The 13,355-nt window shown below is 34.4% G+C and carries 14 protein-coding genes; 11 read left to right on the top strand and 3 right to left on the bottom strand.

Annotation, left to right across the window (positions count from 1 at the left end; genetic code table 11):
* Positions 1-79: 79 nt before the first annotated feature.
* Together ACFS6I_RS02130 and ACFS6I_RS02125 are read left to right on the top strand one after the other, a co-directional pair.
* A complete protein-coding gene (locus ACFS6I_RS02130; protein WP_380917867.1) occupies positions 80-1,576 on the top strand; it encodes an arylsulfatase in 1,497 nt (498 codons plus the stop codon).
* An 88-nt stretch (positions 1,577-1,664) separates the two neighbouring features.
* On the top strand, positions 1,665-2,291 hold the full coding sequence (locus ACFS6I_RS02125; RefSeq protein WP_380917865.1) for a class I SAM-dependent methyltransferase: 627 nt from the start codon (positions 1,665-1,667) through the stop codon (positions 2,289-2,291).
* A gap of 67 nt (positions 2,292-2,358) precedes the next feature.
* Here ACFS6I_RS02125 and ACFS6I_RS02120 read toward each other — a convergent pair whose 3' ends face one another.
* A complete protein-coding gene (locus ACFS6I_RS02120; protein WP_380917863.1) occupies positions 2,359-2,967 on the bottom strand; it encodes an FMN-binding negative transcriptional regulator in 609 nt (202 codons plus the stop codon).
* A gap of 23 nt (positions 2,968-2,990) precedes the next feature.
* Positions 2,991-3,881: a DMT family transporter gene (locus ACFS6I_RS02115; RefSeq protein WP_380917861.1), complete on the bottom strand. Its 891-nt coding sequence runs from the start codon at positions 3,879-3,881 to the stop codon at positions 2,991-2,993.
* Positions 3,882-3,972: 91 nt separating this feature from the next.
* Here ACFS6I_RS02115 and ACFS6I_RS02110 point away from each other — a divergent pair, with 91 nt between their 5' ends.
* The 8 genes from ACFS6I_RS02110 to bla all read left to right on the top strand — a co-directional run bounded on the left by ACFS6I_RS02110 (position 3,973) and on the right by bla (position 11,416).
* Positions 3,973-5,397 carry an aminotransferase-like domain-containing protein gene (locus ACFS6I_RS02110; protein ID WP_380917859.1) on the top strand — a complete coding sequence of 475 codons (1,425 nt, stop codon included), beginning with the start codon at positions 3,973-3,975 and terminating at the stop codon, positions 5,395-5,397.
* A gap of 467 nt (positions 5,398-5,864) precedes the next feature.
* Positions 5,865-6,524, top strand: coding sequence for a DUF6266 family protein (locus ACFS6I_RS02105; protein ID WP_380917857.1), 660 nt, complete (start codon positions 5,865-5,867; stop codon positions 6,522-6,524).
* Positions 6,525-6,944: 420 nt separating this feature from the next.
* On the top strand, positions 6,945-7,355 hold the full coding sequence (locus ACFS6I_RS02100) for an Rrf2 family transcriptional regulator (RefSeq protein WP_021189475.1): 411 nt from the start codon (positions 6,945-6,947) through the stop codon (positions 7,353-7,355).
* 48 nt (positions 7,356-7,403) lie between these two features.
* Complete coding sequence (locus tag ACFS6I_RS02095; protein WP_380917855.1) at positions 7,404-8,252, top strand: SDR family oxidoreductase; 849 nt, start codon at positions 7,404-7,406, stop codon at positions 8,250-8,252.
* A 129-nt stretch (positions 8,253-8,381) separates the two neighbouring features.
* Positions 8,382-9,035 (top strand): CatB-related O-acetyltransferase, encoded by a 654-nt coding sequence (locus ACFS6I_RS02090; RefSeq protein WP_380917853.1) that lies wholly within the window; start codon positions 8,382-8,384, stop codon positions 9,033-9,035.
* A 405-nt stretch (positions 9,036-9,440) separates the two neighbouring features.
* Entirely contained in the window at positions 9,441-9,827 is a 387-nt protein-coding gene (locus ACFS6I_RS02085) for a VOC family protein (RefSeq protein ID WP_380917851.1), read from the top strand.
* Between the two features lie 22 nt (positions 9,828-9,849).
* A complete protein-coding gene (locus tag ACFS6I_RS02080) occupies positions 9,850-10,209 on the top strand; it encodes a DUF2200 domain-containing protein (protein WP_380917849.1) in 360 nt (119 codons plus the stop codon).
* A gap of 298 nt (positions 10,210-10,507) precedes the next feature.
* Positions 10,508-11,416, top strand: a complete 909-nt coding sequence (bla, locus tag ACFS6I_RS02075) for a class A beta-lactamase, subclass A2 (RefSeq protein WP_380917847.1) — start codon at positions 10,508-10,510, stop codon at positions 11,414-11,416.
* Here bla and ACFS6I_RS02070 read toward each other — a convergent pair.
* Positions 11,411-12,403 (bottom strand): 2-hydroxyacid dehydrogenase, encoded by a 993-nt coding sequence (locus ACFS6I_RS02070; protein ID WP_380917845.1) that lies wholly within the window; start codon positions 12,401-12,403, stop codon positions 11,411-11,413. The genes bla and ACFS6I_RS02070 overlap by 6 nt on opposite strands.
* A 401-nt stretch (positions 12,404-12,804) precedes the next feature.
* On the opposite strand from ACFS6I_RS02070, the gene ACFS6I_RS02065 reads away from it, so the two are divergent.
* Complete coding sequence (locus ACFS6I_RS02065) at positions 12,805-13,329, top strand: sigma-70 family RNA polymerase sigma factor (RefSeq protein WP_380917844.1); 525 nt, start codon at positions 12,805-12,807, stop codon at positions 13,327-13,329.
* Positions 13,330-13,355: the final 26 nt, after the last annotated feature.

Raw genomic sequence — 13,355 nt, 5'->3', positions numbered from 1 at the left:
ATAAATTTGAATTATACCTTTTATATTAAATACTTAACGACATTTTACAAATGTAGTTTTTGTAAAAAAAACCATAAAGATGATTAGAAATTTAAACATATGCACCTTAGTAAGTCTATTTTTTGCTATTGGAAACATTTATGCACAAAGAAGTACTAAACCAAATATCATATATATTTATGCAGATGATTTGGGGTATGGTGAGATTGAGCCTTATGGGCAGCAGAAAATAAAAACTCCTAATCTATTAAAATTAGCTGAGAAGGGGATGACTTTTACACAACATTATGCTAGTACACCGGTATGTGCACCATCCCGTGCTATGCTTATGACCGGTAAACATGGTGGGCATGCTTATATTCGTGGTAATTATGAACTTGGTGGATTTCCTGATAGTCTTGAAGGTGGGCAGATGCCCCTGCCGGAAGGCACATTAACCATTCCTAAGATGCTGAAGCAGATCGGATATCGTACAGCTATGGCGGGTAAGTGGGGATTAGGTATGAATAATACACCAGGCAGCCCCTTGAGACAGGGATTTGATTATTATATCTCGGTTTTAGATCAGAAACAAGCTCACAATTTTTATCCAACTCACTTATGGGAAAATGATGTGCGATTAACATTGAACAACCCTGTAATGGATGTGCATAAGGCCCTTAATCCAGCTACAGCGACAGACGCAGATTTTGACTATTATATAGGGAAGGAATATGCAACTGATATAATGGCTGAAAAAGCACTCAAATTTATTTCAGAGAATAAGGAACAGCCATTTTTTCTTTATCTGCCATTTACGCAACCACATGTATCATTGCAGGCACCTCAAGAATATATTGATATGTACAAAGGTGTTTTTGATGAAAAACCTTACTATGGACAGCAAGGATATGCAGCTACTAAATATCCTTATGCAACATACGCTGCAATGATTACTTATTTGGATGCTCAGGTCGGTAAAATAATGAACCGAATCTCGGAGCTAGGTCTTGATGAGAATACAATTATTATGTTTTCTAGTGATAATGGCACGACATTTAATGGCGGTGTAAATCCAAAATTCTTTAGAAGCGTAGGTGACTTAAGAGGTCTAAAAATGGATGTATTCGAAGGAGGGATCCGTGTGCCTTTTATTGCATCTTGGCCAGGAAATATTTCGGCGGGAGTGAAATCTGATTTTGCATCAGCGCAGTATGATATTATGGCCACAATAGCTGCAGTCACTGGTCAAAAAATTGAAAATACCGATGGTATTTCATTATTGCCAACACTTTTGGGAAAAACAGATGAACAACAAGATCATGATTTTTTATATTGGGAATATCCGGAAAACGGAGGACAGATCGCAATCCGTTTAGGGAAATGGAAAGCTGTTAAATTAGATGTCCGTAAGAAAGGCTACAGTAGGACACCTTGGATGATTTTTGATCTTGAAAATGATAGAAAGGAAGAGCAGGATTTAGCTGCTCAGCATCCAGAACTAATTAAAAAATTTGATACTATAGTAGATCATCAACATCAACCAGCACATATAAAAGAATGGGAGTTTATTAATCCAAAATTCACTAAACAGTAATGTTTTAACAGAATTTTCTTACTTTACTTTTGGTCACTTGGGGATTGCGTATTATTTTTCAAGTTACGGAGGTATTTAGATGATAGAAATGAAAAATAAAGAAGAAAAAGCAGAATTTTGGGAATCTGCTTTTGTTGAAAAAAGTGAAATGTGGGGTTTCGAACCAGCAAAAACAGCGGTTTTAACGGCTGATTTTTTTATCAAAGAGCTTGTTAAAAATGTACTTATCCCGGGAATAGGGTATGGTCGTAATGCTCAGGTTTTTAAAGATAAGGGTATGGCTGTTACGGGAATAGAAATATCGAAGACAGCAATCAAGATGGCGAGGGCTCATTATGGATCGGATATGCTGATTTTTAATGGATCTGTTACTGATATGCCTTTTGATCAAAATAAATATGATGGTATATTTTGTTATGCTTTAATTCATTTATTGGACAGCCAAGAAAGAATTAAACTAATTCAGGATTGTTATGATCAACTCCATGTCAACGGATATATGTTTTTTACGGCAATTTCTAAGAAGGCTGATAGTTACAAAAAAGGAAGATATATTGATAAGGATCGTTATGAAGTATTCGAAGGAGTAAAGCTTTTTTTCTATGATGAGCATGCTATTGAATCCGAGTTTAAGCATGTTGGGCTATTTGAGATTGAGGAAATTGATGAAAGTCAACCCTTTTTATTAATAAAATGTAAGAAATCTAATCATTGAGTTCATTATTTAGTTTCGTATAACTAACCGCTCATAGTAACGACCTGTCGATTTATCTATTATTCAATTATAAAGTATCTTGTATGTATGAAGCAAGATCGTTATCTATTTTACTTGGACTGCTTTTTAGTTGTTGTATAATTCGTTGACGTTCTTCTTTTGTTTTATTTTGACTTAATTTCTTCTGCCCTTGTAACTCAGTTACCTCTAACTCGAAGATTACTATACCTTGCATCATTCCCTTTTTGAATTTTTCAGAAAGATTATTCCACTGTTGTAAGTAATCTTTTTCATAAAATAAAATCATTTGCTCTAAAGCGTTGATTTTAGCTTCTTCATCTGTTATAATTTTTGCATTTCCATAAGCATGAACAGCAATATAATCCCAAGTAGGTACGCTTTCTACTTTATCATAATGTAGAGGAGATATATAAGCATGGGGCTCGGTAAAGATGACTAGCGAAGTATTTTTTGAAATATACGCGATTTGTTCATTATTTTTTGCAAAATGGGCAGTAAGAATAAGTTTATCCGAAGTGTCGTTTACAACAAAAGGTAGCTGTGTAGCAATTGGAATATTATTCTTTGCTGTAATTATGGTGGCAAAGCTATATTTTTTCATGAAAGCAATCTGTTCAGCTTCATGCTCAATTTTAAAATTATTGGGTATAAACATAATTTTATTTTAAATAGGATTTATTATTTAGCATATTTTTTTGATCCTGCAACACAGAGTATGACAGCCATCGTTATTCCTATCATATTAAGACTTACTTTTTCATTCAAAAAAATTGATGCTACGGCTAGTCCAAGAAACGGTTGAAGTAATTGTAACTGTCCAATAGATGCAATTCCTCCTTGAGCTAATCCCTTATACCAAAATATGAAAGCTATAAACATGCTAAAAATAGAGACGTATGCTAGCCCGAACCATGCCTTTATGTCTACGTTTGCAAATGATGATGGTCTGTAAAAAAATACTAGGGGTATCATAAATGGCAGTGATAAGACTAGCGCCCAGGAAATTACTTGCCAGCCACCCAATGTTTTTGAGAGTTTCGCCCCTTCTGCATATCCTAATCCACACAGTATCACGGCAACTAACATCAATGAATTACCAAGTGGTGAGGTTGTTATTCCTTGTGCAATAGCATAACCTATTATAAAAAGGCTACCTATTATTGAGAATAGCCAGAATAAAGGTTTCGGCTTTTCACCACCTCGAAGCACGCCAAAACTAGCGGTTGCAAGTGGAAGCAGTCCTAAAAATACAAGTGAATCTGCGGATGTCAGATATTGTAATGCTAAAGCGCTTAAAAGAGGGAAACCAATTACAACACCGACTGCAACTATAAACAAAGGAATAATTTGTTTCTGTGTAGGTTTTCTCTCTTTGAAAATTATTAATCCGCCTAAAGCAAGTACCCCAGCAATTGTGGCACGGGAAACAGTTAAAAATATAGGATTTAAATCTAGTACCGCAATTCTTGTTGCAGGAAGAGAGCCACTGAATAATAATACGCCTATAATGCCATTAATCCATCCGTTAGATCGAATTTTTGTTCCATAATTTATAGCTGTTTTTTTCATTAAATTTTCATTTGATCAAAAGTACATGAACATCATTTATGAGCACAGTATCAGTTTTGATTTATTTAATGGATACAGTTATATTTATATTATGAAAAGAGATTTTTTATACGATGAAATTGCTCGTAAAATCAGTAATCAAATTAAAAGTGGCTTATTGCAACCTGGTGATCGTCTCCCATCAATCCGAACGTTCAGTCATGAGCAAGGGGTAAGTGTGAACACTGTCAAACGTGTATTTCTTGAATTAGAAGCACAGTCTCTTATTCAATCCAAGCCTCAGTCGGGTTATTTTGTTAGTCCGGCGTCTTACCTAAAGATTCCATTAACGGAAGTAAGTAAAACTTCGCTAGGCATTGACAATGTCGAGCCAAAGGAACTTATTAGTCGTGTATATGCAAATATGGGAAAATCAGATCTGACACTATTCTCTATTGGCATTCCTTCTGGTAATTTGTTACCATTAGCAAAATTGAAAAAAGAACTTATTCTCGCTACAAGGGCATTAAAGGAAGGAGGAACTGAATATGAACCAATAGAAGGAAATTTAAAACTACGAAGAATGATTGCTATCCGATCATTAGCATGGGGAGGGAAGTTACAAGAAAGTGATTTGGTAACGACTAATGGAGGTATGCATGCTTTATCTTTATGTTTAATGGCATTAACTAAACCGGGTGATACTTTAGCATTAGAAAGTCCCTGTTATCCTGGTATTTTACAGCTTGCAATAAGTCTAGGATTACAAGTTATTGAAGTGGCAACCCATCCGATTACAGGAATTGATATCGAGTCGTTAAAAAAAATAATACCAGTTATTCATGTATGTCTCTTAGTACCAAATTATAATACCCCGTTGGGAAGCTGTATTCCCGATAGTAATAAAAATGAAATTGTTAATTTATTATCAAAGCATCATATTCCAATAATAGAGGATGATGTATATGGAGATTTGTATTTTGGTTCTACAAGACCTAAATGCTGTAAATCTTATGATACAGAAGGAAATGTGCTTTGGTGCAGTTCTATTTCAAAGACTTTGGCACCAGGTTATCGGGTAGGTTGGATTGCTCCGGGTAAGTATAAAGAGCAGATTTTAAAGTTAAAACTCGTACATGCTATATCTTCAACATCCGTGGTCCACGAAGCTGTAGGAAACTTTTTAAAATCTGGACGGTACGACAATCATCTTAGACATCTTCGAAGTACACTATCTGACAACTTTCAGCATTATGCCCAGACTATCGCTTCATACTTTCCGGAAGGAACTAAAATAAGTCGTCCACAAGGAGGACTTGCATTATGGGTTGAGTTTAATGAAAACATAGATACGGCCGAACTGTACGAATTTGCACTTAAACACAATATAAGTATTGCACCAGGACGGATGTTTACCCTCCAAGATCAATATAATAGCTGTATGAGGCTTTGTTATGGGCTTCCTTGGAACGATGAATTGAAATTTAAACTAAAACAACTGGGTAATTTTGCCAAAATTCTTGATAAAAAAATATAAATAGTTTGATTTAATATATCACTAACCCGTTGTGCATTATGATATAGGGCTATAAATAAGATAAATAAGTTGTTCATTACGCTGATAATCAGTAAACTGTTTTTTCATGCGAGCCGGAGCAGGCTCATGCTTATTTCTTCCATTTCATCAGTTTTGCTAAGTGCAATGAGTTTCAGCCAGAATATTTTTGTTACACAAACGGAGGTTCCTCTCTTTAATTTTTAGGTGCAGCAAACGAAGATCAGATGATTACCAAATTATACTTTTTAACATTATTTGTTCAGTGTTTGTTCAGTGCTTGCTCAGTGATCACTCAGTGTAGACTGCATCAATAATGACTGATTACTGTATAAAAATTGATTAAAAAGTGCTATTACTTAAAATTTGGTATTAGGATGTTTCCGTTTTAATGTTTATCTTAATTATCTATAATTTATCTTAATGATCTATAAACTAATCAGGTAATTATGGCAATCATCAAAAATGGCGTTAATGGGACTGTTTCCGGGAAAGCAGGTTCTGTTGTGTTTGTCTTAACGAAAACAGGAAATTATGTGCGTTCTCTCCCTCGTGTTAAAAAACGGGCACCTACACCTGAGCAACAGCTCAGTAGAACACGCTTCAAAATTGTGAGGTCGCATATTAGTATGTTAAATTCCGTTATCAATATTGGTTATAAGGCATACAGCTATCCTAAGCGGGCATATGATGTGGCGATGTCTTATAATTTGAACGAAGCACTTATTCAGAAAGAAGACGATTTTGTAGTTGACTGGCAGAAATTTATGATTGCCAAAGGAAGCCCGAATCCCATCACTTCCTACACGATGGATTTCGATCAAGAAAATCAAGTGATTCGCGTTACTTGGGAATATGATGTCTATCTGGAGAAGAAGTTTAACACCAGGTCTTACGATTCCTTCTTAATCCTGTATAATGCAGAAGATAATGGGGTTGAATATCCACTTTTGATGAACGACTCGAAAGACTGCTTAATATCTGGCAAACAAAATGTTAAAATCCCGAAACATAAAAAGGAAGTGACTTATGAAGTGTTTATATTTTTTGTAGAGAGCTATGGTGGTGGTAATACAGACAGTATGCACTTGGGTAAGATAAAGGTTTGAGCGGTATCAGGTGTCATTATTCCAGGGTGAATGTAAACTGGAGGTACGACCTTTGAAACAGATTTAATAAATTAAAGAAACCCGTTGTGCATTATGATTTAGGGCTATAAATAAGTTGTTCATTACTCTGATAATCAGTAAATTGTTTTTACGAAAAAACGATTTAGAATGAATAACCTATTCGCAAATTACGAAAGAATATTGGGAGTTTTAAGAGCAATATCAATAATTTAAAAATTAGCACTATTTAAAATGCACAACGGGTTATCGCTAATCATATTTCATTAGGATAATCTAGACCTAAGTCTTGTTGTGGAGCTCATGCTATTTTTATGATTTTTTCAGGGGAATTGTCATTTCAAATTCAATTGTAATAAAACTTGTTACAATATAAAAAATATTCCTAACTTTGTTGACGATATGAATAATACAAGATTTTCAACAGCTATACATATATTAACATTGCTGGCTGATAGTGGAGAAAATTGGGTGAACTCGGATTGGATTGCAGGTAGTATTAACACGAATGCTGCGATGGTGCGGAAAGAACTAAGTGCATTGCAAGATGCAGGTTTTGTCATAGGACGTAAGGGCAAAGAGGGAGGTTCTCGGTTAAATAAGCCGAGTAGCCAAATTTCATTGGCAGATATCTATGTGGCAGTGAAGAATACTGAAGTGCTAGGTAAAAAGAATTTGAATACGAATCCGCAATGTCCAGTCGGTAAACAGATTAATAAGGAGTTGGATCAGCTCTATTCTGATACCGATCAATTGGTGATTAATTCGTTAAAAGGGCTGACATTGGAAAATTTCGCGAAGAAATTTCGTTAGTTTTTTTTTGCTTTTAAATGTAACAAAATTTATTACAATATAGAATTTATGAAAATAGGAATAACAGGTGCAACTGGACATCTAGGACGTCTGGTAGTGGAAAAATTAAAAGAAAGAACTGCAAGCAGCAATTTAGTTGCATTAGTGCGTGACACTCAAAAAGCTCGTGACTTAGGTATCGAAGCACGCTTATTTGATTATAATAAACCGGATACTTTGGTCGAGTCATTGAAAGGAATTAATCATTTATTATTGATATCAGGAAATGAAATTGGACAGCGTCAGGCGCAACATGAAAACGTTATCAAGGCTGCAAAAGAGGCGGGAGTAGAATGGATTGTATATACGAGCCTTTTACATGCTGATACATCTTCACTGGTATTGGCAAATGAACATCTATTAACGGAGGAAATTCTAAAGTCATCGGGTGTGCCTTTTACTATTTTGCGTAATGGTTGGTATACTGAAAATTATACCGCTTCTGTTCCTGCAGCCTTACAAAATGGTGCGTTATTTGGTAGTGCAGGAGAGGGGAAAATAGCATCTGCAGCGAGAGCTGATTATGCTGAAGCTGCAGCAGTAGTTTTAACCAGTGCAGATCAACAAAATAAGGTATACGAGCTAGCAGGTGACTATGCTTACACCTTAGCTGAGTTGGCTGAAGAGATTTCAAATCAAACAGGGAAAGTTATTCCTTATAAAAATTTAAGTGAGTCAGATTATGCGAAAGCTTTAATAGAAGCAGGTTTACCTGAAGGATTAGCAACTGCTATCGCAAGTTTTGATAAAGGAGCTGCAAATGGTGATTTGTATGATGATGGAAAACAGTTATCTACTTTGATCGGTCGTCCAACAACTTCGCTGACTACTGTTGTCGAAGCAGCTTTAGCGGGATAAAATTTAGCGTAGTTCTAAAAAAAGGAGTATCAGAAATGATACTCCTTTTTTTTAGAACTACTTCCTATATCATATTCATATCGTACCCTATTTGAGAATATTTTATAAATTGCATAAAAAGATTTTAGAATGAGTACAAAACAAGATCAGATTAAGCATTGGTCCCGTGTTGAATATTTGCACGAAACTCATACCAATCCCAATATTCATATTAAGGGCAACACAAGTTATTACAGTAACGCCTGGACTGGAAATTTTGAAGAATGTGTTGTTCGTTATTTATATGGAGATGTGTACAGTTTAAATCAATGGGAACCTGCCTGGGTTATAGATCAGTTATATATTGGTTCGTATGTGTGTATTGCGGCTGAAGCTGTAATATTGATGGGGGGAAATAATACGCATCGTTCTGATTGGTTTAGTTTATATCCTTTTGTTGAGTCTATCCTAGAATCGTATCAAAGTAAAGGAGATACTATAATTGGTGATGGTGTTTGGATAGGGATGCGTGCCATGATTCTTCCGGGTATTCAGATTGGAGAGGGCGCTATTATTGCTTCAGGAGCTGTTGTTACAAAAGATGTTGAGCCCTATAGTGTTGTTGCTGGAAATCCGGCAAAGCATATTAAGTTTAGGTTTCAATCGGATACGATTATTGCATTGCGTGATTTAAAAATTTATGATTGGGATGAGGTGAAATTTAAACATTTACAGTCATTTATATGCGGAAACGATATAGAACGATTGATAGAGGAAGCATGCAAATATGAAGCCTCCCTATAATATTTAGTTTGAAAACAATTTAAGAAATTAGAGGTTATTTGTTTTTTTGAGGTTATTTTCTTGTAGCGTTAACATAATTTGTGAAAATTCATTTTTCTTAAAAAAATGATTCTCTTCCAACAAGTGGTTATAGTTGGTGATAGCATTAAATAAAACTTCTGGGTTCTCATCTTGATATTGGTCAAAATTGAAATATAGAATAAATTGGATATATTTTAAGAAAGGGAAAATTTTTATAATTGTACGAACATGAGCTAGCAGTATACAGCTTGCAATAAATTACGGAGATCAATTTGAGTAAAGAAATAGTACGAAACATATTATTGGACCTATTTTTTTAGTATATTTATTCTAATAAAATGAGCGATAATTTCTTAAATTTTATCCCTATTTGAAATCCTAAATATGAAAAAAGTAACTGGACTTGGAGGTGTGTTTTTTAAATGCGAGGATCCTCAAAAGATGAACGATTGGTATGCCAAAAATCTAGGTTTGGAAGCTGGTGAATATGGCGCAACTTTTAAATGGCGCGACCTTGATGATCCATCGGTTAAGGGGTCAACAGCATGGTGTACATTTCCTCGTGATTCTGAATATTTTAATCCTTCTATAAAGCCCTTTATGATCAATTACCGCGTCGAAAACCTTGTTGCGCTGGTTGAGGAATTAAAAAAAGATAATGTCACTATCGTAGATGAAATTTCGGAGTATGATTATGGAAAATTTATTCATGTATTAGATCCTGAAGGTAATATCATTGAACTCTGGGAACCCATAGGGGATCTTGAATAGCATCGTCAAATAAAATAATAGTATGAAAAGTATCGCTGGACATGATGAACGAATAGCAAAAATGATATTTGCATCGGTTTATCCTCATTATCTCGAAAAAGTTGAAAAGAAAGGTAGAACAAAAGAGGAGCTGCATCAGGTTATAAAATGGTTAACCGGTTTTGATGAACAACAGTTGCAGGGTCAAATTGATCAGAAAGTAAATTTTGAAACATTCTTTGAAAATGCAAATCTTAATGTTAATGCCAATCTTATTACTGGTGTAATCTGTGGTTATCGTGTAGAGGAAATTAAAAATCCTTTAACACAGAAAGTTAGATATCTCGATAAGATCATAGATGAATTAGCAAAAGGGAAAAAAATGGAGAAAATTTTGCGATGATTTTGTTAATTATTTGTATATTAGATTGTTGTAAATGATTGTTGTTTCTTTATTTTATTGAAGCTAACTCAATATATAATAAGTAAAGCCGTTTGCATTCGTGTAGACGGCTTATTTTTTTAATAACCTGACTTGATGTTAACAGTGATTAGTAAAAAATAATTTTAACTTTACAGTTGCTCGACCGACTGTGATTGCGTACTATTATCAATAGTCAGCAATCAAAATGAATGAGGATATATAGATTAACTGTTATCTATTCTTCCTAAAATATCAGAACATAAATGATTTAAATCCCATGGGAAAACGCTTACAAATTGCACTCTTTTCATTACTATTTACTATAACTGCCCATGCACAAAGTATAGAGGGTTTAAGAAAAAATATTCAGCAGATCATGCAGAACAAAGATGCTGTTGTTGGTGTAGCAATAAACGGCATTAATCATAGTGATACATTGGGTGTAAATGCCGATAGACGACTTCCTATGCAAAGTGTTTTTAAATTTCCATTGGCGATTGTCATGTTAACAGAAATCGATAAGGGTAATTTTAAACTTGATCAAAAGATAGAAATTACGAAGCGTGATCTTACACCAGAAATTTGGAGTCCAATTCGGGAAAAATATCCTACCGGAACAACGCTTACGATAAAGGAAATTCTGGAATATACAATCACTTTAAGTGACAATGTAGGATGTGATGTTCTTTTAAAACTTCTCGGTGGACCTCAGGTTGTAGAAAGCTATTTCGCAAAAAAAGGATTTAAAGACATATCGATTAAAATTAATGAAAAGACGATGCAAAGTAATTGGGATAAACAGTTTTTGAATTGGTCAACACCCAAAGAAATGAATCGAATTTTGCAGACCTATTATGTGAACAAGAATAATTTGCTTTCGATGCCGATGTATGATTTTTTGTGGACAACCATGAAGTCTACTAATACAGGTCTTAAACAATTGAAAGGACAACTTCCTGATCAAACAGTTGTAGCACATAAGACGGGCTCATCTGGAACTAATAAGAAAACTGGAATAACGGCTGCACTCAATGATGTTGGAATTGTTTTACTTCCAAGCGGTGAGTACTTTGTGATCAGTGTCTTTGTAACCCATTCGAAAGAAAATCAGGAAACGAACGAACGTATTATTTCAGATATAGCGAAAGCGGCTTGGGATTTTTTTACAGGAGCTCATCAATTATAGTAATACTTCTGGATCAGTTGTTCCTTTTTTTATCAGATCATCAATACTTTTCAGTGTTCTTTGAGATATTTGTTCTAATGCTTCTTTTGTGAAAAAAGCCTGATGGGCAGTAACTAAAACATTAGGGAAGCTCAACAATAACTGAATGGTGTCATCGTCAATAATTGTTGCCGATAAATCTTTAAAGAAAAGTTTCTCTTCCTGCTCATAAACATCGATACCAAGTAAGCCTATCTTTTTAGTTTTTAATGCTTGTATTGCATCATTGGTATTAATCAGATTACCTCTGCTCGTATTGATTATGGTGACACCATATTTCATTTTATCAATAGATTCTTTGTTAATTAGATAATGGTTGTCAGCTGTAAGAGGGCAGTGTAGCGATATGATATCAGATTCCATAAAGAGTGTTTCTAATGCGACATATTTTACACCTAGATTAATCAACGTTTCATCAGGGTATATATCATATGCAATAACCTCTGCTCCGAATCCCAGCGCTATTTTAACAAATGCTTTTCCTATTTTACCGGTCCCGACCACACCAATTTTCTTTTGGTAGAGATTGAATCCCAATAAACCATTTAATGCAAAGTTTTGTTCACGCACACGATTATAAGCCTTATGAGTTTTTCTGTTTAAGGTCAATAGCATAGCCATTGCGTGTTCTGCTACAGCTTCTGGTGAATAAGCGGGGACACGGCAAACTTGAATGTTGAAATCTTTAGCAGCTTGTAAATCAACATTATTGAATCCCGCGCATCTCAAAGCGATGTACTTAACTCCTTTTTTCGCAAGAATTTCAATGACATTTCTATTTAGTTTGTCATTTACAAAAACACATACTGCATCTTCATTTTCAATTGCATTTACAATATGAGGTCCTAAATGTGTTTCAAAAAAATGAAGTTCAAAACCATATTTTTCATTTTCTTTTTCGAAGAATTCTCGATCGTATGGCTTGGTTGAAAAGAAGGCTATTTTCATAACATATATTTTATATAAACTTAAGTAAATTTGCCAGTATCTACAATGATTTCATTAAGTTAAATGCCGCTGTCACCATCAATTTTCTTTTCAATCGATACGTTTTAAAAATTCGTAAGTAAATGTTTACGTTTCTTTGTTATTGAAACTGTAATTTGAGTATTTTTTTTATGGATACATATATATTCAATTATTGATATTTTTTTTTATTCTAAAAGGCGATTAAATTGATTCATTTAGATGTTTTATGGTTTTAAATTCTTTTAATAATGGTTTAAATAAAATTTACTAGCCCTTATAACTCTGTTTGGTGTATGATTTTATTTGTTTTTAATCAATTGTAACATAATTATGAATAATTGGTATTAATAGCTATCTTAGTTTCGGCACTAACCTAAGATATGTCTAACCAAACCTTGATCTCTACCGCAGAATTTGAGCGTATTTATGAAAAATGGAACCGAAAAGTCTATCAATATGCTTTAAGCAAGACTTCTTCCACTTATATTGCCGAAGAAACTGTCCAACGTGTATTTATCAAGCTTTGGAATAATATTTTTCAAAAGAAAGTGCATGTGGAAATAGAAGCTCAACTATTTTGCATTGCTCGTACCACACTTTTGGATATTGTGAAAGAAGAAAGGAAGAGGCAGGATCTATTGCATCTAAAAGTTGAAACTGATCAAGTTCCCACACCGTCAGAGTTATATCGCTTAAAGGAACTGAATGAACGGTATGAGGACATCGTGTCAAGAATGCCAGAATCTAGAAGAAAGGTGTTCATGATGAGCAGGTTCGAAAATTTGACTTATAAAGAGATCGCAGAAAGATTGTCGATTACACCCAAAACCGTTGAAAATCATATCGCTTTGGCATTAAAAGTTTTGAAAAAAATGTTTGTGTTTATCATTCATCTATTTTTTTAAAAATAGGCTTGGGGGTAAGTGACGTT

This window comes from Sphingobacterium anhuiense (assembly GCF_042686355.1).
Classification (GTDB): domain Bacteria; phylum Bacteroidota; class Bacteroidia; order Sphingobacteriales; family Sphingobacteriaceae; genus Sphingobacterium; species Sphingobacterium anhuiense.
Note: the sequence above shows the minus strand (reverse complement) of the source record. Positions and strands in the feature narration are given on the sequence as shown.

Excerpts from the sequence above, each read along its gene's own strand:
- ACFS6I_RS02090 (WP_380917853.1), top strand. The coding sequence starts at position 8,382 with ATGAGTACAAAACAAGATCAGATTAAGCATTGGTCCCGTGTTGAATAT.
- ACFS6I_RS02100 (WP_021189475.1), top strand. The coding sequence starts at position 6,945 with ATGAATAATACAAGATTTTCAACAGCTATACATATATTAACATTGCTG.
- ACFS6I_RS02130 (WP_380917867.1), top strand. The coding sequence starts at position 80 with ATGATTAGAAATTTAAACATATGCACCTTAGTAAGTCTATTTTTTGCT.
- ACFS6I_RS02085 (WP_380917851.1), top strand. The coding sequence starts at position 9,441 with ATGAAAAAAGTAACTGGACTTGGAGGTGTGTTTTTTAAATGCGAGGAT.
- ACFS6I_RS02115 (WP_380917861.1), bottom strand. The coding sequence starts at position 3,881 with ATGAAAAAAACAGCTATAAATTATGGAACAAAAATTCGATCTAACGGA.
- ACFS6I_RS02120 (WP_380917863.1), bottom strand. The coding sequence starts at position 2,967 with ATGTTTATACCCAATAATTTTAAAATTGAGCATGAAGCTGAACAGATT.
- ACFS6I_RS02095 (WP_380917855.1), top strand. The coding sequence starts at position 7,404 with ATGAAAATAGGAATAACAGGTGCAACTGGACATCTAGGACGTCTGGTA.
- ACFS6I_RS02125 (WP_380917865.1), top strand. The coding sequence starts at position 1,665 with ATGAAAAATAAAGAAGAAAAAGCAGAATTTTGGGAATCTGCTTTTGTT.
- bla (WP_380917847.1), top strand. The coding sequence starts at position 10,508 with ATGGGAAAACGCTTACAAATTGCACTCTTTTCATTACTATTTACTATA.
- ACFS6I_RS02105 (WP_380917857.1), top strand. The coding sequence starts at position 5,865 with ATGGCAATCATCAAAAATGGCGTTAATGGGACTGTTTCCGGGAAAGCA.
- ACFS6I_RS02110 (WP_380917859.1), top strand. The coding sequence starts at position 3,973 with ATGAAAAGAGATTTTTTATACGATGAAATTGCTCGTAAAATCAGTAAT.
- ACFS6I_RS02070 (WP_380917845.1), bottom strand. The coding sequence starts at position 12,403 with ATGAAAATAGCCTTCTTTTCAACCAAGCCATACGATCGAGAATTCTTC.
- ACFS6I_RS02080 (WP_380917849.1), top strand. The coding sequence starts at position 9,850 with ATGAAAAGTATCGCTGGACATGATGAACGAATAGCAAAAATGATATTT.
- ACFS6I_RS02065 (WP_380917844.1), top strand. The coding sequence starts at position 12,805 with ATGTCTAACCAAACCTTGATCTCTACCGCAGAATTTGAGCGTATTTAT.